Origin of the sequence: Acinetobacter sp. AOR41_HL, assembly GCF_027854645.1 — a bacterium.
Classification (GTDB): domain Bacteria; phylum Pseudomonadota; class Gammaproteobacteria; order Pseudomonadales; family Moraxellaceae; genus Acinetobacter; species Acinetobacter nosocomialis.
This window is the reverse complement of sequence record NZ_JAKTHZ010000026.1, coordinates 11,526-35,460: the sequence shown is the minus strand read 5'-3', so window position 1 is coordinate 35,460 and position 23,935 is coordinate 11,526. Positions and strand designations below refer to the sequence as shown.

Here is a 23,935-nt window from a genome sequence, read left to right as displayed (position 1 = left end):
ATATAAATCATTGTCAGAAAACATAAAATTGCTCTATTTATACATATATTAAGGTTTCTTAATGTTTAGATCTCCTGGTTTTACTATAGTTGAGCTCTCTATAACCCTCGTAATTCTTGTGATTATGTCAGTTATAGCCATTCCTTTATACCATCAATTTATGGCATCTGTAGAATTAAAAAATACCTCGCGTGTACTCACAATTCATATACAAAAAGCCAAATCGGACGCAATTATTCATCATAAGAACATTGTTCTGTGTCCGAGTTCAGATCAGGTAATCTGTAATATAGATTGGAATAAACACTTAATCAGCTTCGTAGATAGTAACCGCAATCTACAGCATGATTTAAATGAAGAATTATTAACCTCTATAGATCTTAACCATACTTATGGTTCTATGACATTACAACGTTTTGGTAAAAAACAAAATAGTATTGTATTTCAAGGAAGCTCGGGACTTCCAATCGAGTCTAATGGTAGTTTTATGTACTGTTCTTATGATCAGCTTAAAAATTTTAAATTAGTTCTTAGCAAAATGGGGCATGTGCGTGTCGAAGAATTAAAAAATTGTTAGAACTCTACAGTCTAATGCCGAGACCAATACATCCCTCATTTTGCAATATACTGCTTAAGTTTTAATGTTTTCTTAATTTGAGATAAAGAACAATCGGAGATTACAACAATGACTGACATCGTAATTGTTAATGGTGCTCGTACTGCTATGGGTGGTTTTCAAGGATCACTATCTGGTCTAACTGCTCCTGAACTAGGTGCAGTAACAATTAAAGAAGCAATCGCACGAGCAGGCTTGCAACCTACTGATGTCGAAGAAGTCATTATGGGTTGTGTACTACCTGCGGGTTTAAAACAAGGCCCTGCCCGTCAAGCGATGCGTAAAGCTGGTTTACCTGATTCTACAGGTGCAGTGACGATTAATAAGCTTTGTGGGTCAGGCATGAAAGCCGTGATGCAAGCAGCAGACATGATCAAAGCAGGCAGTGCTGAAATTGTGGTTGCAGGTGGCATGGAGTCAATGACTAATGCTCCTTATGTATTACCCAAAGCACGTGCTGGTTACCGTATGGGTCATGGCGAAATTAAAGACCATATGTTCTTCGACGGTTTAGAAGATGCTGAAACAGGTCGTTTAATGGGTTCATTTGCTCAAGATATGGCAAATACACGTGGTTATACACGTGAGCAAATGGATGACTTTGCCATTCGTTCTTTAAAACGTGCTCAAACTGCAATTACTGAAGGCTATTTCAAAGATGAAATCGTCCCTGTTACTGTCTCTACACGTAAAGGCGATGTGATTGTTGACCAAGATGAACAACCTTTAAATGCCAAGATTGATAAAATCCCATCACTTAAACCAGCTTTTGCAAAAGACGGTACAATTACCGCTGCAAACGCGAGTTCAATTTCTGATGGTGCTTCTGCACTAGTTTTAACATCGAGTGAAGTTGCAGCACAGCGCGGCTTACAACCGCTTGCTAAAATTATTGCGACAGCTTCAAATTCTCAACATCCTTCAGAATTTACAATTGCTCCAGTTGGCGCTATTGAAAAAGTACTTAAAAAAGCTGGATGGAATGCTCAGGACGTTGACCTTTGGGAAATTAATGAAGCATTTGCTATGGTTACCATGTGCCCAATTGATGATTTCAAACTTGATGCAGAGAAAGTAAATATCAATGGGGGGGCTTGTGCCCTAGGTCATCCGGTGGGTTCTACAGGTTCTCGTATTATTCTTACACTTATTCATGCGCTTAAACGTACTGGCGGTAAAAAAGGTATTGCCGCACTTTGTATTGGTGGTGGTGAGGCAACAGCTGTTGCCATTGAAATTCTTTAATTAAAACCTGTTTAAAATCCCACTTCGGTGGGATTTTTTATGAAAAATTTACAAAAAAAGACCCACAAAATCACTTTTAAGTTTTAACTTATTCCTTTAAACGAAAACAACAATGGACAATAACAATGCAACTCAATCACTATCTCAATTTCCAAGGTCAGGCAGAACAAGCCTTTAATTTTTATAAATCGGTCTTTGGTGGTGAATTTGCTATGCTGAGCCGTTATAGCGACATGCCACCTAATGAGGGTGTAACATTATCGGAAGCCGAAAAAAATTTAGTGCTTCACGTTTCTCTACCGATTAATGAGTACACAGTACTCATGGCATCAGACACTATCGATCAATTCTGTACCCCGAATAGTGTATTTACTAAAGGTAATAATCATTACATCGCAATCAACCTTGAAAAAGATGAGCAAGAAAAAGCAAAACAGCTGTTCGATGCTCTATCTGTAAATGGACAAGTTGAAATGCCATTAGAAAAAACTTTCTGGGGTGCATTATACGGTGCATTTACCGATCAGTTTGGCATAAAGTGGATGGTTAACTGTCAGCTTGATACATAATATTTTTTAAGATCAGCCCCTTATAGAGACACTTACTATTTCTATAAGGGTCTTAAACATTAATATTAGAATACTGCGCAATAATCATTAAACCAACGGTAATAAAACCTATACCTACCCATCCAGCTACATCAATATTCTGCCCAAGAAAAATCTTTGCAAGAAAAGCAGTTGCTAATACACCTATTCCAGACCAAAGCACATATAAAATTCCCGCCTGCATATATTTCAAAGCAATAGCTGCACATGCAAAAGACCCAATATATAAAACTAGAGCAATTCCTTGAGCAGTTTTATTAACTAATCCATTGCCTTTAGCCGAATAAAATGTTGAGAGCACATCTGTCGCGATAGCAAATATTAACCACCAAGCACCGGGATTTATTTTTGAAATTAAGCCTAACATTCTTATTCTTCATTCATTTATTAAAAAGTAATTATAAAAAAAGCTGAACCTAAGTTCAGCTTCTTCATTTAAAATTATTTAAGCACCAGTTTGATAACTTGCTTGCGGTACGGCTGTTGAAGCTTGGTACGGGTTGGTAAAGTCTTGCAAACCAGCTGCCGCCTCTTGCACATCTTTACCTTCCTTAATTACAAAACTATCAAAACCTGAGCGCTTTAAGTAGTTTAAGACATCCTTAAACACATCGCCAGTTGCACGCAGTTCACCTTGGAAACCTTGACGACGTAATAACGCTGCAAATGAATATCCTCGACCATCACCAAAGCCAGCAAACTCAATAAAGATCGCATCAAGTTCACTAAGTGGGAATGTATGATCTTCTGGTGAATCGCTCACAGTCACATACAAAGCTTTTTTGCCTTGAACGTTAGCTAATTGATCGAGTTGAGCTGTTGTTACAACAACATCCCCTTGATGAACCACACCATCTTCTGCAATGATTTGATAAGTATTGTCTGCAATCGTGCCGTCTTTATAAAGCACTGGTAGAGCTGTATTAAGCATATGCACGCTCCTTAAATGGTTGAATTCCTACACGGCGATATGTATCGACGAAACGTTCACCTTCAGTACGTAAATCAAGATAAGTATTTAATACTTCTTCAATAACGTCTGGAACAGCATCTGCTGCAAATGATGGGCCTAAGATGTCACCGATAGAGGCATCATGGTCTGAATTACCACCTAATGTAATTTGGTAGAACTCAGCGCCTTTTTTATCAACACCTAAAATACCGATGTTACCCACGTGGTGGTGACCACAAGCATTCATACAACCAGAAATATTTAGATCTAAATGACCAAGATCATAAACTTTGTCTAAGTCTTCAAAACGACGTGTAATCGCTTCAGCAATTGGAATTGATTTCGCATTTGCAAGTGAACAGAAATCACCACCCGGGCAGCTAATAATATCGGTAATAAAACCAATATGTGCACGTGCCATATTGTGTTGTTCAAGCGCTTGCCATACATCAAACAAATCTTTTTGAGGCACATCTGCCAAAGCAATATTTTGTTCGTGAGTGGTACGAAGCTCACCGAACGTATATTTATCAGCAAGATCTGCAATAAAATTCATTTCTTCGGTGGTCATATCACCCGGTGCGATGCCTGCACGTTTTAGAGAAATCGTAACAATACGATAGCCTTTCACTTTATGTGCATGCGTGTTGATGTTGAACCATTGTTTGAATTTTGGATGCTCAGCGAATAAATCCGTGAAATCTTCATCTGCCAAATCTTGATAATCAAACGGAGTGAACTCTTCATCCAGTTTTTTCAAGATTTCTGGCTGAATTTTTAATGCTTCACGTGTGTGTTCAAATTCAGCTTCAACTTTCTGTGCAAATACTTCAGGCGTTAATGCTTTAACCAAGATTTTGATACGCGCTTTATATTTGTTATCACGACGGCCATGCAAGTTATAAACACGTAGAACAGCTTCTAAGTAAGCAATTAAATCTTCACGTGGTAAAAACTCACGAATGACACTACCGATGATTGGGGTACGGCCTAAACCACCACCAGCCATAATTTTATAGCCAATTTCACCTGCCTCATTACGCACGATATAAACACCAATATCATGGAATGCAGTTGCTGCGCGATCTTTTTCTTCAAGTGCAGAAACAGCAATTTTGAACTTACGTGGCAAGAATGCAAATTCAGGGTGGAATGTACTCCACTGACGAATCAATTCACATGTTGGGCGAGGGTCTGCAATTTCACCAGCAACCACACCCGCATATTGGTCAGTTGTCGTGTTGCGAATACAGTTACCACTCGTTTGAATAGCATGCATTTGTACAGTTGCAAGTTCTGCCAAAATATCTGGCACATCTTCAAGTGCAGGCCAGTTTAACTGAATGTTTTGACGTGTTGATACGTGTGCATAACCACGATCATATTTTGTTGAAACTTCAGCAACTTTACGTAATTGTTTTGAATTCATTAAGCCATACGGCACAGCAATACGCAGCATAGGCGCATAACGTTGCACATATAAACCATTTTGCAAACGTAATGGACGATATTCATCTTCAGAAAGTTTGCCAGCTAAATAGCGTTCAGTCTGATCACGGAACTGAGCAACTCGTTCATTAACCAGCTGCTGGTCGAAATCGGTATATAAATACATGGCGTATGGCTAGTAGATTCATTATTAAGGCGGATAGCATAGCGAGCTTTTATTCATCAATAAAATGCTTTTTTTGCATATTTAATAACGATTTTATTGATAAGCTTATATACATCGATATAAAAAAGCCCAGATAAATCTGGGCTTTTTTGATAGCAAACGTTTATTTGTTATCTGGCAATGCATAAGCCACTAAATAGTCGCCCATTTTTGTACCAAATGAACCATGACCACCGGCCATGATCACAACATATTGCTTACCGTTGATTTCATAAGTCATTGGTGTTGCTTGTCCACCTGCTGGTAAACGTGCTTCCCATAATTTCTTACCATTCGTGACGTTAAAGGCACGGATGTAGTTATCTTGAGTTGCACCAACAAACATAACATTACCGGCAGTAGAGATTGAACCACCTAAACCAGGAACACCAATTTTAACAGCTGGTAATTGGAACAGTTTTGGTAAGCTATCACGGATAGTACCAATACGTTTTTTCCAAACGACTTCATGAGTTTTCAAATCTACGCCAGCTACATATCCCCAAGCTGGTTGTTTACAAGGTAAACCAAGCGGAGATAGGAATGCGCTGATTTCTACACCATACGGTACGCCATACATTGGCTGAACACCTTGCTCAGTACCTGCACCTTTTGCAGTTTGCGCACGGTTTGGATCAGCAGGAATTAGACGACTTACGAATGGCAAGCCAATCGGATTCATGACAGCAACCTGACGATCAGGGTTAACTGACATACCGCCCCATTCAAACACACCCAAGTTACCAGGGAAAACTAAAGTACCGTTTTCAGATGGTGGTGTATAAATACCATCGTAATTGAGACGTTTGAATGACACACGACACATGAGCTGATCAAGCATTGTGGCACCCCACATATCTTTATCAGTCAATTTATCTTGTGGTGCCAAGTTCAAGTCAGAGAATGGCTGAGTTTTTGAATAATGTTCGCCTTTAGTCTGTGGTCCGCGTTTAACTGTTTGTGGAACTGGTTTCTCAGTTACAGGAACAATTGGCTGACCATTACGGCGATCAAGAACAAAGGCATTACCTGTTTTAGTCAATACATAAATTGCTGGAACAGTTTTACCAGATTTGTCTTTAATATCTGCCAAAGATGGTTGTGACGGTACGTCCATATCCCATAAGTCGTGATGGGTTGTCTGGAAGTTCCAAATCAATTTACCAGTTGAAGCATTAATCGCTAACATAGAGTTCGCATAACGTTCTTTCAACTCGGTACGGTCACCACCCCAAATATCTGGAGTACCTACACCTGTTGGAACATAAACGATATCAAGTTTGGCATCGTATGCTAAAGGTGCCCAAGCATTTGGAGAGTTATGAACAAATGTTGTACCTTCACCTGGCATAGCATTTGGATCTGCTGCGCCAGTATCAAATACCCAAAGAAGCTTACCAGTGTTCACGTCATATCCACGAATCACACCAGATGGCTCTTTATTTGAATAGTTGTCTGTCACAGAACCAGCAATAACTACTGTTGAACCTGTCACAACACCAGGAGATGTTGGGTTATAACCACCTGGATAAGCATATGGCATAAACTCTTGTAAGTTCACTTCACCATTTTGACCAAAGTCAGTACATGCTTTACCAGTGTCAGCATTCACAGCCACTAAGCGCCCGTCATTAACTGGAACAAAGACTTTACGTGGACATTGTGTAGAACTAGATTTCTTGCTTTGGAGACTCGTTGCAAACTCAGTAGTATTGTTTGCATCGTAGTACATTACACCACGACAAGTTAAATGCTGGAACGATTTATCTGTTTTAAGTTTAGGATCAAAACGCCATTTCTCTTTACCAGTAGCCGGATCAATCGCAATTAATTGTTGGTGAGCCGTACAGATAAACATGTTATTACCAATTTTAATTGGCGTAACCTGATTGGTTGTTTCACCAGAATCATTATCTGTTTTGAAATCACCAGTACGTAGTGTCCATGCTACTTTCAAATCTTTGACATTTTGGTCATTAATTTGTTTGAGCGGAGAATAACGCTCACCAGCTTGAGTACGACCATAAGCTGGCCAATCACTCTCTGCTACACCTGGAACGGCTTGAGCAGTTTCTGGTTGAGGAGTTTTGATCTCACCATTAATTTCTTGTGGATCGTTGAAGATAGAATAAACCATCAACACGATTGCAATCGCTAAAGTTGAAGATAAGGCAACTTTACTTGATCCAAGGTTGTTGATTCCACGAGTCACTGCCGGAACCAATAACCATAAACCAAGAATACCTAAAATATCTAAACGAGGTGCAAGCGCCCAAAAGTCTGTTCCAACTTCCCAGACACTCCAGATAATAGTACCTAGCATTAATGCAGCATAAACCCACAAAGCAGTTGAAGCGCGCTTGTAGAGTTGCCATGTAACAATGAGAAGTAAGACTCCAGCTACAATGTAGTAAATTGAACCGCCTAGTGTAGCGAGCCAAATACCTCCAATTAACAGGAATAACGCCAATAACCCAATAATGATTACGGTAAATGTCGTTAATCCTGATCTTGAAGAAGGTTGATTCATAAACCACCTCTTATCAATCATCATTTTTATCGGAAAGATGTGCCAAAAACCTTATAGGAAAATGGCATCACCAATACATATAAAACAAAATTCAGGCATAAAGAAAAAAACGGAAGGTCTGGATACTTCAATCAATGATTTAGCCCTCGACAATCCGTTTTTCGGAATAATTACTTAGAATACGGTTGAGAATTTAATACCGCCTACCCAAGTGTTATCACCATTTTTTAATGCACCAACATGACGAACATATTGCACATTTGGACGAATAGTTAGCCAGTTAGTGGCATGAATACCATAGTAAAGCTCGGTATTGTATTCAGTGTCGTATTCTTTGGCTTGAATATCGCTCCAGTCATCATTGATATGAATACGAGCAACGCCAAGTGCCAACTCATCTTGTGGACGTTGATTGAGCAAACCTTTGTAGACTAAGCCTACATTTTGCATGTTATCAACTTTATTAGTATCTGAATCGTGGAAAGTAAGGTTCACAAAACCTGTTAAACCGCGATCAGTTTGATCAGCTGGCTGGAATAATTTTTGTTTCGCAGTTACCCAAACACCTTGCTTATGAGATGTTTTGGTTGGATTAGTAATTTCCTCTGCATCAGCAGTGCTGTAGTAATAACCTAAACGGTATTCACCAGGCATGCTTTGCACGCCTAATTTAGGTGACCAAACGACCTCTGCCGGAATAATTGCACCGTGAGAACCATCTGTGCTTAGGTTGAAACCTTTGCCACGCTCCAAGTTCTCTGGGTTATATTCATATACACCAATTTGCGTATATAAATCGGGTTGCACATTATATTTAACACGCATTGCCCATTGGCTAACTGGCCAGTTATACCACTGATCGCCTACCCAGTTACCCACTTGTGAACCACAGAGGGCCAAGTTCTGGAAGTCACAGTCAAAGCTATTAAAGTCTTCACCTTCACCAAAACGACCAACTTTTACATCTAACTTCTGATCAAGGAATTTTTTCTTAATCCACAAGTCTGTTAAACGCCAAGTTTGCTCACGCCCCCACACTTCTTGTGCAGAACTAATGTGTCCAGCTAAAGCTGGAGAATGTTCAGAAAGCGATTGCCCATCACGATAAGTTAAAGTGATTTGAGCTTCAGTATCTTGCCACCCTAAAATTTTACCTAGGTCCAAATGCGAACCTAAAGCAAGTTGCCCTGTATAAGCGCTACCGTGTGTAGAAGTATTCTTTGAATCTAAAATACCGGCGTATTCACCGGTATATCCAAAAGAAAAATCATAACCTTGTGCTTGTAACGCTGTACGTTGCCCGTTCCAATCACCCAACATCCAAGAACTATTTGGGTCAAATGCAGCAGCAGCTTGTGCATGCTGAACAAAAAGAGTAATTGATAAAACGGATAAACAGGAAACCATCAAAGATTTATGCGTTTTCATGTTTACGAACCTTTTATGTCTTTGTTTATAAAGGTTACGCTAATTTTATGTAAAGAAATTATTCAAAATGTTAATCAATTGATTAATCAGATAATAATCTTAGTACTTACTGTATAAGAAATAGCCCTCTAACCTTACCACTGCCCCTCGCCAAGTTTTTGACCTACAAAGGAATATCGCATTTGGGAACGTGAGAACTTAATTGGGCATGCAATTTGAGGTTCTGTATCTGCCGTATTATTTTGCAAAGGTACATTCACAATCCATCCACGTTGTTGTGCTAACGGTGAATTTAAAGCCTCACTTAAACTCAATACTGGCTCTACACACACATCAAGATTTGCAAAAACTTCATGCCACTCTTTAAATGTTTTGGTTTTAATTTTTTCTTGAATGGCTTGTTTAACTTCCTGTCGATCTTCGGCATCTAATGATGCGCCTTTTTGCAATAACACAGGTAAATCTAATGCAGCAGATAAGCCAGCCATAAACTGCGGTTCAAGACTGCCAATCGAAAGATAACGACCATCTTGAGTCATATAATAGTCATAGAAAATACCTCCATTAAGCATTCCCTGTTCTGGCGCCTGTTCAACTTGTCCTGCAAGCGTAGCTGACGCAGCCATACTATTTAGACTCGCCACACAATCCGTCATGGAAATATCAATATATTGGCCTATACCACTACGGCTGCGCTCAACAACCGCAGCCAAAATAGCAATAACTGCATGTAATGATCCACCTGCAATATCGGCAACCTGAATGCCAAGTGGTGGTGGACCACTATCTTGTCGGCCACTATATCCAGCAATACCTGCTAAAGCTAAGTAATTAATGTCGTGTCCAGCTCGATCTTTGTAGTTTCCTGTTTGTCCATAACCTGTAATTGAGCAATAAATTAAACGCGGGTTAATTTCTGCAAGCGTTGCATAGTCCAATCCTAAACGGCGCATGACATCTGGTCGAAATTGCTCTATGACAATATCAAACTCGGAAATCTTGGCTTTTATCAGATCAATACTGGCAGCATCTTTTAAATCGAGAACAATCGACTGTTTATTTCGGTTTAGATAACTATGTGCAGTCGCCTGTCCATTGGCATATGGCGGCATTATCCGAATGAGATCTGGACGTGATGGTGATTCGATATGGATGACTTCTGCCCCCATATCGGCCAAATACATTGTGGCAAAAGGTCCAGGTAAAAGCGTCGAGAAATCGAGAACTTTAAGTCCATTTAATGCTGTCGTCATCGTATTTTTAACCACTATTATTCGAATTTTCTTTTATATTAGTTAAGCAAATATTCTAAAACAATGTCATGTTCAGCCATTTACCTTGATCATTTCGGCAATTTAACATGTAAAAAGTGCTTTTACACTGTTGTAAATCGCCAATTTATTTTTTTAGACGGTCATTTAGGTCAATTTAAAGTGAACATCAAAGAGACTGAAGGATTCAATATGAGTCGCGATACGATTAGCATCCACTTCGTGAATGCGGCTTTGACAGGCGTAAAACGCCTTGGCATGGATGTCGAGACGTTACTTTCACATGTGGGTATCGAAGCGGAACTATTACGTCAACCTAAAGCTCGAATCTCACCAGAACAATATACCCGTTTTATAAAAATGTTATGGATGGTCACACAAGATGAACACGTCGGCTTTGATGTACAGCCGCGTCGTTTGGGCACTTTTGCCATTATGTGTCAGTTGATTATTCATGCAAAAACCTTGGGCCAAGCCCTTGAACTCTCATCTCAGTTTTATAAATTATTTGGTGATGAATGGTCAGTAACGCTAGAGCGTGACAAACACGAAGCGCGTTTAGTACCTCTCATTCCAAAAACCTTAGATCCAGATCATTTCATTACTGAAAGTATGCTCATGATTTGGCATGGTTTGGCATCTTGGCTGATTGAACGCCGCTTACCATTAGAACGTGTTCATTTTAGCTATCCGCGTCCTGCACATGCAGATGAATATGATGCTTTATTCTTTGCGCCAGTTATGCAGTTTGATGCACCACGTACTGAAATAACCTTTGCAGCTGATTATCTTGATTTACCAATCCGTCAAGATGAAAAAACGCTAGAAGAGTTCTTGAAAGCAGCCCCTGCTCAGCTTTTAGTAAAATTCAAGAACACCAACTCGCTGACTTCTCGTATTCGTGACGTACTCAAGAGTCAAATTGGTGAAGAAATGCCAACGCTTAACGACGTTGCATCAATGCTGTATTTATCTCCGCAAACTTTACGCCGCCGCTTAGCTGCTGAAGGTAAAAGCTATCAAGGCGTAAAAGATGCTCTACGTCGTGATGCTGCGATTCACTTGTTGCTCAACCCTGAATTAACACTTGAAGATGTTGCTCAGCAAGTTGGTTTTAGTGAAACCAGTACATTCCACCGTGCATTTAAAAAGTGGACTGGTGTAACTCCTGGCTTATATCGCCAACTACATGGTTACCACTAATTCTTAAATCTCTTTATATTCACATCTAGCCCAAGTTCAACTTGGGCTTTTTTATATCTCTATTGGCAAAAATCATCACCTGACTGGTGCGCTTATCGTCATTGCGCTCGCTATTAAAACCAGTACACTCAAAGCACAAATAAATTTTAAGCAATAAAAAAGGAACTGTTATGAGCGAGGCTTATATTATTGACGCCATTCGCACACCACGCGGAAAAGGAAAAAAAGACGGCTCTCTTTATGAAGTAAAACCAATATCATTACTCACCACCCTATTAAACGAATTGCAACAACGCCATCAGCTTGATACATCTAAAGTGGACGATATTGTTCTGGGCTGCGTAACACCAATTGGCGATCAAGGTGGGGACATTGCCAAAACCGCAGCAATTGCTGCTGGTTGGAATGATGATGTTGCTGGCGTACAAATTAACCGCTTTTGTGCTTCAGGTTTAGAAGCCGTCAACATGGCAGCAATGAAAGTCCGCTCTGGTTGGGAAGATTTAGTGGTTGCTGGTGGCGTTGAATCAATGTCACGCATTCCAATGGGTTCTGATGGCGGACCATGGGCGTTAGATCCAGAAACAAACCTTAAATCATCTTTTGTTCCACAAGGTATCGGGGCTGATCTTATTGCAACCTTAGACGGCTATAGCCGTGAAGATGTCGATAACTTTGCGGTGAAGTCACAACAAAAAGCGGCAGCAGCTCAATCAAATGGTTATTTCAATCACTCAGTCGTACCAGTCAAAGATCATTCAGGTGTGGTGATTTTAGAAAAAGATGAATTTATTAAAGGCAATACCACACTCGAAGGCCTTGCAAAACTCAACCCAAGTTTTGAAATGATGGGGCAAATGGGTTTTGATGCAGTTGCTTTACAAAAATATCCAGAAGCACAAAAAGTAAATCATGTTCATCACGCAGGTAACTCATCAGGCATTGTCGATGGAGCAGCTCTCGTTTTACTGGCTTCAGAAAAAGCAGTCAAAGAACAAAATTTAAAACCACGCGCTAAAGTTTTGGCGACTGCTCTCGTTGGTACCGACCCAACCATCATGTTAACTGGTCCTGCACCTGCTGCACGCAAAGCCTTGGAAAAAGCTGGTTTAACAATTGATGATATTGACCTATTTGAAGTCAACGAAGCATTTGCAGCTGTCGTGATGCGTTTTATAAATGAGCTCAATGTCCCTGCTGAGAAAGTCAATGTAAATGGCGGTGCAATTGCTTTAGGACATCCTTTAGGCGCAACCGGCGCCATGATTTTAGGCACCCTACTTGATGAGCTTGAACGACAAGATAAAAAGCGCGGTTTAGCGACGCTCTGTGTCGGCGGTGGTATGGGTATTGCCACCATTATTGAACGTGTATAAAAATTTAGGGATAGATAAAGATGAGTGCAATTCAATACGAAAAAAATGCCGACAATATTGTCATTTTAACGCTTGATTCAACTGGACAATCTGCAAACACCATGAATGCTGAGTTTCGTGACTCGCTTGATGAGGTCACTCAGAAACTTAAAGCAGAAACAGAACTTTCAGGCATTATTTTCCGTTCGGCTAAAAAAACGTTCTTTGCAGGCGGCGACCTAGATGAGCTAATTCAAGTTCAACCTGAGCATGCAACTGACTTTTTCAATATGGTTGAGAAGTTAAAAGGTCATTTACGTACAATTGAAACGCTTGGTATTCCAGTTGTTGCAGCATTGAATGGAACGGCACTGGGCGGTGGATGGGAAATAGCTTTAAGTTGCCATCACCGTATTGCAATCAATGATCCGAAAAGCAAATTTGGCCTACCAGAAGTTACTTTAGGTTTACTTCCGGGTGGCGGTGGTATTGTACGTATGGTACGTCTGCTTGGTCTTCAAAATGCATTTCCATTTTTAATGGAAGGTAAGCAGTTCGGTGTCGATAAAGCCAAATCTTTAGGCTTAATTCATGACACAGCTGAAAATGAACAAGAACTTTTAGATAAAGCAATTACATGGGTTAAGGCAAATCCGAAATCTCAACAGCCTTTTGATGTGAAGGGTTATAAAATTCCGGGTGGCGATCCAAAAACTCCGGCAGTTGCACAAGTTCTTGCCATTGCACCAGCCATGTTAAAAGACAAAACCAAGGGCTGCTACCCTGCTCCTGAAGCGATTATGGCTGCCGCAGTGGAAGGCGCTCAAGTTGATGTTGATACAGCGTTGCGCATCGAGTCTCGCTATTTTACTCAACTAGCAACTGGCCAAATTTCTAAAAATATGATTGGCACGTTCTGGCATGGCCTAAATGCAATTAAGTCTGGTGCAAGCCGCCCTGCCGATGTTGCCAAATGGCAAGCGACTAAAGTTGGTGTGTTAGGTGCGGGCATGATGGGTGCGGGCATTGCTTATTCAACCGCAATTAAAGGCATTCCTGTTATCCTTAAAGATGTATCTGTTGAAAATGCTGAGAAAGGCAAAGCTTACTCACAAAAACTCTTAGATAAACGTGTTTCACAAGGCCGTATGACCGCAGAAAAACGCGATCAGGTTTTATCGCTCATTACGGCTACAGCGTCAGCTCAAGACCTTCAAGGCTGTGACTTAATTATTGAAGCGGTATTTGAAAATCAAGAACTCAAAGCCAAAGTCACTCAAGAAGCCGAACAATACTTAGTGCCTAATGGCGTAATGGCATCGAATACATCGACCCTGCCAATCACAGGTTTAGCTCAAGCAAGTAAAGATGATAAAGCGTTTATTGGTCTGCATTTCTTTAGCCCTGTCGACAAAATGCAGTTGGTTGAAATTATCAAAGGTAAAAACACCTCGGCAGAGACGCTTGCTAAAGCCTACGACTTTGTACAGCAAATTGGAAAAACGCCAATCGTTGTTAATGACAGCCGTGGCTTCTTTACCAGTCGTGTGTTTGGTACTTTTATTCAAGAAGGTATGCGCTTGCTTGCAGAAGGTGTCCACCCAGCACGTATTGAAATGGCAGCACTGAAAGCAGGCATGCCTGTGGGACCACTTGCGATTCAAGATGAAGTGTCTTTAACTTTGACAGAGCATGTTGCCAATGAAGCACGTAAAGCGCTGCAAGCCGAAGGCAAAGAGCTACCGAAAACACCAGTAGATGAAGTGATTCATACCATGATTCATGAGTTAAACCGTAAAGGTAAAGCTGCTGGCGCAGGTTTTTATGATTATCCTGAAAATGGTAAAAAGCACCTATGGGAAGGCTTAAACCGCTGGCAGAAAGATCACGATATTTCTGAGCAGGATATGATAGATCGCATTTTGTTTGTACAAGCCTTAGATACCTTACGTTGTTACGAAGAAGGTGTGTTGGAGTCGGTTATTGATGCCAATGTCGGTTCTATTTTTGGAATTGGTTATGCCCCTTGGACTGGCGGAGCGATTCAATTCCTAAATCAGTATGGTATTGATAAAGCAGAGAAACGTGCTGAAGAGTTGGCTGCCAAATATGGTGAGCGCTTCACGCCCCCAGCGTTACTCAAAACCAAAGCTGAGCAGAAACAAAATATTCAATAATTTAAATCTATTAAATATTTAAAAACTGCATAAACCTTACCCATATAAATATATTTTATTTATATGGGTTTTTCTTTATGACCTTTAAGATTTCAGCCTACTGCCTAAATATGCTATAAATAGATTTCATTTTTGTGCTTCTACAGCACATTCGAGAAATCCTTATGTCCGATAAAAATTCTTCCGAGTCAGCAGTTTTAGGCTGGAAATTTGTTCTGATCGTTGGTGTTTTAAGTGCGATTTTCCTTGGCTTTTTCTATTTAGCAATGAGTAATGAACCTGACTATATGCCAGGTGCTCAGCGCAAAGCTCAACAGCACGAAATGCAACAAAAAGTTGAAAAATCGACAGATCAACAAAGTCAGCATGACAACATGCCTGAAATGGACATGCAAGAACATCAGCATTCACATCAGTAATCAGATATTTTTCAAATGACAGATTTTTCCCGCAACGCACTGGTTGTAGAAGGTGGAGGCATGCGTGGTGCCTTTACCAGTGGTGTACTTGATGCTTTTCTACAACAACAGTTCAATCCTTTTGACTTATACGTTGGTGTATCTTCTGGTTCGACCAATGTGGCTAACTACTTAGCAGGTCAACAAGGTCGGACTTTAACCTTCTATGTTGACCATTCATTACGTCCTGAATTTATCGATTATAAGCGCTTCTTTAAAGGTGGCGATTTACTTGATTTAAAATGGATGTGGGAAATTGGTGAAAAAGAACATCCACTTGATCAACAGAGCCTTTTTGCCAAAAATCCAGATTTTTATATGGTGTTGACGCATGCTAAAACAGGTCATGCCGAATATCTTCGTGCTGGTAAAGATAATCTGTTAAATGCACTGCGTGCTTCTAGCTCAATTCCGGTTTTAACTCGTCATCCCGTCGATATTATGGGTGAACCCTACTTTGATGGCGGCGTTGCAGATGCTCTACCTGTTCGCTGGACGGCTCAGCAAAGTGGTGTCAAAAAGCTATTAGTTTTACGAACTCGCCCGAAGAACTACTTTAAAGCAAGTAGTCGAGGCGACCAATTCCTTGCAAAATATGCTTTTAAACACCATTACGGTTTTGCAAATAGCTTGCGTAACCGCTGTGCCCGTTATAATGCTTCAGTTGAATTTGTTCGTAGCAGTAACCCTGAACAGCAAATTTTAGAGGTATGTCCACCGCCTCTTAAAAATATGGCAGGTCGTTTAACGACAAATCCGAAAAAGCTTCGTTACAGCTATGAAGTTGGTTTGGAAACAGGCTTACAAGCCATCGAAAACTGGAATGCGATGAAGTAATTCAAAGTTGAGATTTCTAAAAAGGAATCTCAACTTAACGCTAAAGTCATATCAATATGTGGAATACCACAATCTTGGTAAACTTCATCCTGGACTTTAAAACCTAGAGCTTCATAAAAAGCTGTCACATAAGTTTGCGCGGAAAGCTTTAAATAAGGCAATTTTTGATTACGCGCATAGTCAATAATATGCTGCATTAAAATTTTACCTATACCCTGCTTTCGATAAGGCATTAAAACAGCAACACGTCCTACACTATGCTGCGGTAACAAGCGTGCTGTAGCGATAGGCTGCTCTTTGTCATACACCATAAAGTGCACAGCAGTGGCATCAAAATCATCCCACTCGTCTTCGAGTGCAATACCTTGCTCTTGAATAAAAACTTGTTCACGGATGTATTTGGCGTCCTTCTCAAGCTGTTTCCAATCATCCGCTATAATTTTATACATCCACTCACCTTCCTAGCATTTGCAACCAATATTTTCGATTGGCAACTGATCTTGTAACAACAATTCCAAGGTCTGTTTTTTAATCCCATACATTTCTTTCAATGCTTGAATTTGAGCCATAATTTTCGCATCAGGTTGAGAAACGTCTTTGCGTTTTGTTGCCAAAATCATTTTATTTTTACTGGTATGTTCAAGCGATACAAACTCAAAAACTTTGGTTTCATAACCATATGCTTTTAAAAGTAACGCACGCAAAGTATCGGTCAACATCTCAGCTTGCTGTCCAGCATGAATACCAAACTGTAGCATGGGTTGTAAAACTTCAGGGCTATGTAGTTGTGGACGTAATTCTTTGTGACAGCACGGCGCGCACATAATCATTGAAGCGTTCAAACGAATTCCGGTATGAATGGCAAAATCAGTCGCGATATCACACGCATGCAAAGCAATCATAACGTCCAGTTTTTCTGGCTGATAACTACGAACATCGCCTTCAAAAAAGTCCAAATGATTAAAATGCACTTTGTCTGCCACATTCTGGCAAAACTCAACCAAGTTACGGCGCAGCTCTACACCTGTAATGAGCGGTATCTTTTGTTGTTCCTGTAAATAATCATACAAAGCAAAAGTTAAATAGCCTTTCCCTGAACCAAAATCGACAATGCGTAACTCTTTTTGCTCTGCATCGATCTGCTCATAAGCACTCGCAAAAATTTCGATAAATTTATTAATCTGCTTCCATTTACGAGCCATGCTTGGAATGATTTGAGCTTTCTCATCGGTAATACCAAGTTCTTTTAAAAATGCACTGCCTTGCTGTACATAACGGTGTTTTTCACGATCATGCGCTTGTACTGTTGGAGTCGTATTCGTACTTTGCTTTTTACCCATATTAAGCATGGCTTTTTTCTTATTTTTTTTAAGCTGAATTTCTTGCAGAGTTGAAAATAAATTTGCTTGTTTGCATTGAACAATCAGTATTGCGATCTGTTCTAAGCCCTCTTCAAAGGTATAGTTTTTGGTCACATCTTGAGTAGTATAATGATATAAAGCTGAAAGCTGTTTTTTCCCATTTAACTCCACAATACGGAAAGTGATTTTTTCTAGCTGTGCCACCTCTCCTTTATATTGGCTCAAAATCAAACGCTCAAAACTTTGCTCATCAAGCATTTGTTTGATTTCATGAAAGAATTGCTGTTCTTGCTCGAAGGAGAAAACCGACACAGATATACCTAAAGAATGGTGACTCATATAAAGTGAAAGTTTAAAGGGTATAGGATTAAAAATAAAATAACTTTACGACTGTTTTGTATTTCTATACATTTGTATTTTTAATCAAAAAAATAAACTTATGAGCAAATCGGTGTTAGAAACTTACGATCCTAAAGAAGAACTTTTTAATGCCTATAGCCATGGTGCTGGCGTTGTTATGGCCGTGATTGCATCTATCCTTTTAATTATAAAAGGTTCTTATCTTTCCACCGCACAGTGGGTAGGTTTGTGGGTATATTCATTTAGCCTCATTCTCGTTTTTACCAGTTCTACTCTCTATCATTTTGCGCAGACCCAAAACTTACGTTACTGGTATAAGAAACTCGACCACACCGCTATTTATTATTTAATTGCCGGTACATATACCCCGTTCTTGAGTATTGCGATACCTACACAAAAAGCTCATATTCTGCTTATTGCACTCTGGAGCATTGCTGCAATTGGTACACTTTTCAAGTTAGTTTTTATTCATCGTTTTCAGAAAATCTCTTTGCTCGCTTATGTTCTTATGGGGTGGCTTGCCGTTTTTGTAATGGATGATATGCGTACCTATTTAAGTAAAGACGCTTTGATGTTATTGATTACTGGAGGTTTAGCTTACACCGATGGAGCATTGTTTTACGCGTTAAAAAAGGTAAGATATACCCATGCGATATGGCATATTTTTGTACTTTTAGGTGCAGGTGCACACTTTCTTGCAATCTATTGGTACGTTGTTTAATCCATTTTTCACTCATATTCAGTGATCCTGAAAGAGTCATGGAAGATGTTCTTTCACACTATTCTTTGAAGAAAAATATGCCTTTAATGAGAATAGTAAACTAAAAATAAATTTTAACTGATATAAGGACTTATATGGAGTCAACCTCTGCGACAGCTGCTCCTGTAGTAGCCACCAATTCAAAAACACGGGTTTTGTTTGCAAGCTTAGTCGGTACAACCATTGAGTTCTTCGACTTTTATATCTATGCAACTGCTGCCGTGATTATCTTTCCACATCTGTTTTTCCCTGCTAGCAGTGGCAGTGCCGCAGTCTTACAGTCACTAGCAACCTTTGCGATTGCCTTTATTGCCCGCCCTATTGGTGCAGCGCTATTTGGCCATTTAGGGGATCGTATTGGACGTAAAGCAACCTTAGTGGCAGCCTTGCTTACTATGGGTATATCAACGGTATGTATTGGCTTACTTCCGACTTATGCCCAAATCGGGATTGTCGCGCCCTTACTATTAGCAGTTTGCCGTCTCGGACAAGGTTTAGGTCTAGGAGGCGAATGGAGTGGTGCTGTACTACTTGCAACTGAAAATGCTCCAGAAGGTAAGCGTGCATGGTATGGCATGTTCCCACAGCTTGGCGCACCTATTGGTTTTATTTTAGCAACGGGTTCATTCTTACTTTTAAGTGCAGCTATTCCTGAACAAGCATTCATGCAATGGGGCTGGCGTATTCCATTTATTGCCAGTGCAATTTTGGTTATTGTTGGTTTATATATCCGTTTAAAACTCCATGAAACTCCAGCTTTCCAGAAAGTTTTAGATAAGCAAAAAGAAGTTAATATTCCATTTAAAGAAGTTGTCACGAAACACACTGGAAAGCTTATTCTCGGCACAATTGCCGCAATTTGTACTTTCGTGGTGTTTTATTTGACCACAGTGTTTGCACTTAACTGGGGAACGACAAAACTGGGGTATGCACGTGGTGAGTTTTTAGAACTTCAACTTTTTGCCACACTTTGTTTTGCAGCCTTCATACCTTTATCTGCTATTTTTGCAGAAAAATTTGGACGTAAAGCAACTTCAGTTGGTGTATGTATCGCTGCTGCGATCTTCGGATTATTCTTCTCTAGCATGTTAGAGTCTGGAAATACTCTTATCGTTTTTCTTTTCTTATGTACTGGCCTATCAATTATGGGTTTGACCTATGGCCCGATTGGTACGGTTCTTTCAGAGATTTTCCCAACTTCAGTTCGTTATACAGGTTCAGCATTAACCTTTAACTTAGCTGGTATTTTTGGTGCATCGTTTGCGCCATTAATTGCCACAAAACTTGCGGAAACTTATGGTTTGTATGCTGTAGGTTATTATCTTACAGCGGCATCACTTTTATCATTGGTTGCCTTTTTACTTATTCGTGAAACCAAGAATGAAGATGTGAATAATCAGATTTAAGTATTTTCAAACACCCTAATATAAAAAAGCCGGTTCAAAATTGACCGGCTTTTTTTTATATGAAAATTAATTCATTGATGCAGGGTTTGCTGGCGCAACACTGTTTGTCGCTGCAGGAGCAGTTACACTACTTGCCGCCACAGCTGCTGCGCCTGCAACTGCTGCTTCACCAATTAATGCAATTTTTGCTTTTTCTTGGCTTTTTGCAGATAGAGCTGGGTTCGTTGCCACAATACGATTAATGTTTGCAGAGTTTGCTGGAGCAATCGCAGCAGTTTGTAAAATGATTGGGCGATTACCTGTGTTACCCAATGTATAACGAATACCTGTACGCGGGCTAATTACCGTCGTATTCTCTTGTTTCACTACAGCCTGAGCCGAAGTTGGGCCTTTTGCCGCAAGAACCTTATCAACCGTTGTGGTTTGAGGTGCTGAAGCTGTTTCTGCTGCGAAAACAAAACTTGGTACAGCAAGAACAGTTAAAAATAAAGGTTGTAATACTTTTTTCATTGTCTTTCCAACATACACTCTGGATGAGAAGTAAATAGCATTTAATACTTAAAACTGCAAACATTATTCACAGGCTTACTACAAATGAAAAAAAAGCAGAACGATTGTTCTGCTTTTTTTATCACGAAAATTAAATTTTACCGTGACACTGTTTATATTTTAAACCAGAACCACATGGACATGGTGCATTACGACTTTCTGGTACTGGGAACATTTGTTGTTCACCAGCCGGCTCATTGAGTGCTTCTTGAGAAGCAGTCACTTCACCTGTTAAGCCATCTACATCGTCATGTTCAAAAGAAAGCTTCATCGACTCAGCTTGTTGCTGCTGTTGAGCTTCCATTTCTGCAAGTTCTTCTGGTGTTGGAATATGTACACGAGACAAATCAGTCACAACATCAGTTTTAATGACGCCTAACATGTTCACAAACAGGTTAAACGCTTCTTTTTTGTATTCCTGCTCAGGGTTCTTTTGCGCGTAGCCACGTAAGTGAATACCTTGGCGCAAATAATCCATTGCAGCTAAATGATCTTTCCAGTGGCGATCAAGAGAGTTTAGAACGAAATGACGCTCAAGCATTGCTGCTGACTCATCACCCATTTGCGCACGGCGTTGACGATAACGTTCGAGCACTTCATCACTAATACGCTCAACCAGACCTTCTTCATCAAGACGGCGGTCTTGTTCTAACCATTCCTGAACCGGAAGTTCAATACCTAAATCAATACGTAAAGCATTTTCTAGACCTTCAATATCCCATTGGTCATGAATTGACTCAGGTGGAATAAAGTTGGCAATCATGGCTTGCATGACTTCACGATGCATCTCTTCAACGTAATCTTGTAAAGTATTTTCAGCTAACACTTCATCACGTTGTGAATAAATGATCTTACGTTGTTCATTATTCACATCATCGTATTTCAATAAGTTCTTACGGATATCGAAGTTACGTGCTTCAACTTTACGCTGAGCATTTTCGATAGAGCGACTTACCATTTTGTGTTCAATCGCTTCATTTTCTTGTAAGCCCATTGCACGCATCATGGCAACAACACGGTCACCTGCGAAAATACGCATGAGGTCATCTTCAAGAGATAAATAGAAACGAGAAACACCAGGGTCACCTTGACGACCCGCACGGCCACGCAGCTGGTTGTCAATACGACGTGATTCATGGCGTTCAGAACCAATAATGTGCAAACCACCTGCTTGCAATACATCTTCGTGGTCCTGCTCCCACTGTGCTTTTAGACGTGCTTCATCTTCTGCTGTTGGGTTTTCAAGCTTGGCAAGTTTCGCTTTCCAGTTACCACCCAAGATAATATCTGTACCACGACCAGCCATGTTGGTTGCAATTGTTACTGCATTCGGGCTACCCGCCTGAGCAATAATGTCTGCTTCACGCTCGTGCTGTTTAGCGTTCAACACTTCATGGTGAATACCAGCTTGCATCAACTTAGAAGATAGAATTTCACTGGCTTCAATGGTTGCTGTACCAATTAGAATCGGTGCAACACCTTGCTCACGAATATTCATAATTTCTTGAATAATCGCATTATATTTGCCGTTACGGTTTAAATAGATTAAATCGTTTTGGTCATTACGAATCATTGGACGATGTGTCGGAATAATAACAACATCAAGACCATAAATTTCCTTCATTTCCGCAGCTTCAGTATCAGCAGTACCTGTCATACCTGAAAGCTTTTTATAAAGACGGAAATAGTTCTGGAATGTAGTTGTCGCTAAGGTCTGATTTTCAGGCTGAATTTCCAAACCTTCTTTTGCTTCAACTGCTTGGTGCAGACCCTCTGACCAACGACGACCCGGCATTGTACGGCCAGTATGCTCATCAACAATGATGACTTCACCATCATGAATAATATAATGAACGTCACGTTGGAATAAGAAATGCGCACGAATAGCTGCAGATACATGGTGAACAAGGTTTAGGTTTGTTGCCGAATATAAGCTTTCGCCTTCAGCCAACAAGCCCATTTGAATAAGTTCTTGCTCTACAGTTTCATAACCGATTTCAGTCATTTCAACTGAACGTTGCTTTTCATCAATCCAGAAATGCCCACCATCCGCAACTTTTTCTTCTTTTTGCGGGCGTAGTTTTGGTGGAATTGTATTGATTGCCGTATAGAGATGTGAAGAGTCTTCACTTTGACCAGAAATAATTAATGGGGTACGCGCTTCATCAATTAAGATTGAGTCAACTTCATCGATAATGGCATAGTGCAAACCACGTTGTTTCTTTTCTGCTAAAGAAAACACCATGTTGTCACGTAAATAGTCAAAACCAAATTCGTTATTGGTACCATAAGTAATGTCAGCAAGATAAGCCGCTGCTTTTTCTGACGGTTCTTGCATTGAATAAATTGTACCAATGCTTAAACCTAAAAACTCAAATAATGGACGGTTTAACTCAGCGTCACGCTGTGCCAAGTAATCGTTCACGGTAATCACATGAACGCCTTCGCCACTTAATGCGTTTAAGTAACACGCCAAAGTACCCATAAGGGTTTTACCTTCACCGGTACGCATTTCGGCAATTTTGCCTTCGTGGAGAGTAATACCACCAATCAATTGCACATCGTAGTGACGCATGCCCATCACACGTTTTGCTGCCTCACGACAAACTGCAAACGCTTCAGGGAGTAACTTATCTAAACTTTCGCCATTGCTATAACGTTGTTTGAATTCTGGAGTTTTTGCAGATAAGTCTGCATCGCTTAAAGCTGATATCGTCGGCTCGAGCGCATTGATTTGCTCAACAATTTTGCGCATGCGTTTGAGTTCACGCTCATTTTTTGTACCGAAGATACCTCCGATCAGACTTGCCAACATGGATAAACTCTCTAAATCTTGCTTGGTCAAATGAATAAATTTTTTCTCAGTCGTTTATTATGGTGTCAGAAATTTGAAGTACAAGGGGTTTGCACAAAACCCATAAAAAAAATCTGATAGTTAGATAAACGGTTTTACCCTTTATCTAAGCCCCTTTAATGCATCTGGCACCTAAAACTCAACATTAACGCTTATCTATTGAACACAACTTCCGAGAAATCTAATTTAGCAAATTTATCTTAAAGTTACATTGATTCAGGCCATAAATTAACGAGTTTTAGTCATATATATTTACACTTATATAAAAAGTTCATAATAAAATAAAAAAACAATAATTTTAATAATAAATA

20 protein-coding genes are annotated in these 23,935 nt (G+C 40.0%); 10 read left to right on the top strand and 10 right to left on the bottom strand.

All coding sequences use genetic code 11. The features are described from left to right. Positions 1-61 precede the first annotated feature (61 nt). From MKL35_RS10665 to MKL35_RS10655, 3 genes are all read left to right on the top strand, one after another. A complete protein-coding gene (locus MKL35_RS10665; RefSeq protein ID WP_032010054.1) occupies positions 62-577 on the top strand; it encodes a GspH/FimT family pseudopilin in 516 nt (171 codons plus the stop codon). Positions 578-685: 108 nt separating this feature from the next. Beyond that, positions 686-1,861, top strand: coding sequence for a thiolase family protein (locus tag MKL35_RS10660; RefSeq protein WP_004712038.1), 1,176 nt, complete (start codon positions 686-688; stop codon positions 1,859-1,861). Positions 1,862-1,986: 125 nt separating this feature from the next. Beyond that, positions 1,987-2,430 (top strand): VOC family protein, encoded by a 444-nt coding sequence (locus MKL35_RS10655; RefSeq protein ID WP_002051396.1) that lies wholly within the window; start codon positions 1,987-1,989, stop codon positions 2,428-2,430. Between the two features lie 52 nt (positions 2,431-2,482). Here the strand turns inward: MKL35_RS10655 and MKL35_RS10650 are convergent, their stop codons facing one another. The 6 genes from MKL35_RS10650 to MKL35_RS10625 all read right to left on the bottom strand — a co-directional run bounded on the left by MKL35_RS10650 (position 2,483) and on the right by MKL35_RS10625 (position 10,286). Further along, entirely contained in the window at positions 2,483-2,836 is a 354-nt protein-coding gene (locus tag MKL35_RS10650) for a DMT family transporter (protein WP_002051463.1), read from the bottom strand. A 78-nt stretch (positions 2,837-2,914) separates the two neighbouring features. Next, positions 2,915-3,400 carry a DUF934 domain-containing protein gene (locus MKL35_RS10645; protein WP_032010052.1) on the bottom strand — a complete coding sequence of 162 codons (486 nt, stop codon included), beginning with the start codon at positions 3,398-3,400 and terminating at the stop codon, positions 2,915-2,917. Further along, positions 3,393-5,036: a nitrite/sulfite reductase gene (locus tag MKL35_RS10640; protein ID WP_004712033.1), complete on the bottom strand. Its 1,644-nt coding sequence runs from the start codon at positions 5,034-5,036 to the stop codon at positions 3,393-3,395. Before MKL35_RS10640 ends, MKL35_RS10645 begins: the two co-directional genes overlap by 8 nt. Before the next feature lie 163 nt (positions 5,037-5,199). Further along, on the bottom strand, positions 5,200-7,605 hold the full coding sequence (locus MKL35_RS10635; protein WP_002051504.1) for a glucose/quinate/shikimate family membrane-bound PQQ-dependent dehydrogenase: 2,406 nt from the start codon (positions 7,603-7,605) through the stop codon (positions 5,200-5,202). Between the two features lie 174 nt (positions 7,606-7,779). Then, on the bottom strand, positions 7,780-9,012 hold the full coding sequence (locus MKL35_RS10630; protein ID WP_079377139.1) for a carbohydrate porin: 1,233 nt from the start codon (positions 9,010-9,012) through the stop codon (positions 7,780-7,782). A gap of 155 nt (positions 9,013-9,167) precedes the next feature. Next, positions 9,168-10,286: a CaiB/BaiF CoA transferase family protein gene (locus MKL35_RS10625; RefSeq protein WP_032010049.1), complete on the bottom strand. Its 1,119-nt coding sequence runs from the start codon at positions 10,284-10,286 to the stop codon at positions 9,168-9,170. A 210-nt stretch (positions 10,287-10,496) separates the two neighbouring features. Here MKL35_RS10625 and MKL35_RS10620 point away from each other — a divergent pair, with 210 nt between their 5' ends. The 5 genes from MKL35_RS10620 to MKL35_RS10600 all read left to right on the top strand — a co-directional run bounded on the left by MKL35_RS10620 (position 10,497) and on the right by MKL35_RS10600 (position 16,334). Next, a complete protein-coding gene (locus tag MKL35_RS10620; protein WP_002051267.1) occupies positions 10,497-11,507 on the top strand; it encodes an AraC family transcriptional regulator in 1,011 nt (336 codons plus the stop codon). Between the two features lie 170 nt (positions 11,508-11,677). Continuing rightward, positions 11,678-12,883 (top strand): acetyl-CoA C-acetyltransferase, encoded by a 1,206-nt coding sequence (locus MKL35_RS10615; protein WP_032010047.1) that lies wholly within the window; start codon positions 11,678-11,680, stop codon positions 12,881-12,883. 20 nt (positions 12,884-12,903) lie between these two features. After that, positions 12,904-15,039: a 3-hydroxyacyl-CoA dehydrogenase NAD-binding domain-containing protein gene (locus tag MKL35_RS10610; RefSeq protein WP_032010046.1), complete on the top strand. Its 2,136-nt coding sequence runs from the start codon at positions 12,904-12,906 to the stop codon at positions 15,037-15,039. 164 nt (positions 15,040-15,203) lie between these two features. Further along, the gene (locus tag MKL35_RS10605; RefSeq protein WP_002051419.1) at positions 15,204-15,458 is read left to right on the top strand and encodes a hypothetical protein; all 255 of its coding nucleotides are present in this window, start codon (positions 15,204-15,206) and stop codon (positions 15,456-15,458) included. Positions 15,459-15,473: 15 nt separating this feature from the next. Continuing rightward, a complete protein-coding gene (locus tag MKL35_RS10600; RefSeq protein ID WP_004885324.1) occupies positions 15,474-16,334 on the top strand; it encodes a patatin-like phospholipase family protein in 861 nt (286 codons plus the stop codon). 29 nt (positions 16,335-16,363) lie between these two features. Here MKL35_RS10600 and MKL35_RS10595 read toward each other — a convergent pair whose 3' ends face one another. Together MKL35_RS10595 and MKL35_RS10590 are read right to left on the bottom strand one after the other, a co-directional pair. Next, positions 16,364-16,783 carry a GNAT family N-acetyltransferase gene (locus MKL35_RS10595; RefSeq protein WP_032010044.1) on the bottom strand — a complete coding sequence of 140 codons (420 nt, stop codon included), beginning with the start codon at positions 16,781-16,783 and terminating at the stop codon, positions 16,364-16,366. 12 nt (positions 16,784-16,795) lie between these two features. Next, positions 16,796-18,007, bottom strand: a complete 1,212-nt coding sequence (locus tag MKL35_RS10590) for a class I SAM-dependent methyltransferase (RefSeq protein WP_032010042.1) — start codon at positions 18,005-18,007, stop codon at positions 16,796-16,798. Positions 18,008-18,134: 127 nt separating this feature from the next. Between MKL35_RS10590 and trhA the strand changes: the two genes are divergently transcribed. Together trhA and MKL35_RS10580 are read left to right on the top strand one after the other, a co-directional pair. Then, on the top strand, positions 18,135-18,776 hold the full coding sequence (gene trhA, locus MKL35_RS10585; RefSeq protein WP_209796299.1) for a PAQR family membrane homeostasis protein TrhA: 642 nt from the start codon (positions 18,135-18,137) through the stop codon (positions 18,774-18,776). Between the two features lie 134 nt (positions 18,777-18,910). Next, positions 18,911-20,221 carry an MFS transporter gene (locus MKL35_RS10580; RefSeq protein WP_004712018.1) on the top strand — a complete coding sequence of 437 codons (1,311 nt, stop codon included), beginning with the start codon at positions 18,911-18,913 and terminating at the stop codon, positions 20,219-20,221. Between the two features lie 66 nt (positions 20,222-20,287). Here the strand turns inward: MKL35_RS10580 and MKL35_RS10575 are convergent, their stop codons facing one another. Together MKL35_RS10575 and secA are read right to left on the bottom strand one after the other, a co-directional pair. Then, a complete protein-coding gene (locus tag MKL35_RS10575) occupies positions 20,288-20,731 on the bottom strand; it encodes a hypothetical protein (protein WP_032010041.1) in 444 nt (147 codons plus the stop codon). Between the two features lie 130 nt (positions 20,732-20,861). After that, complete coding sequence (gene secA, locus MKL35_RS10570) at positions 20,862-23,585, bottom strand: preprotein translocase subunit SecA (protein WP_032010040.1); 2,724 nt, start codon at positions 23,583-23,585, stop codon at positions 20,862-20,864. Positions 23,586-23,935: the final 350 nt, after the last annotated feature.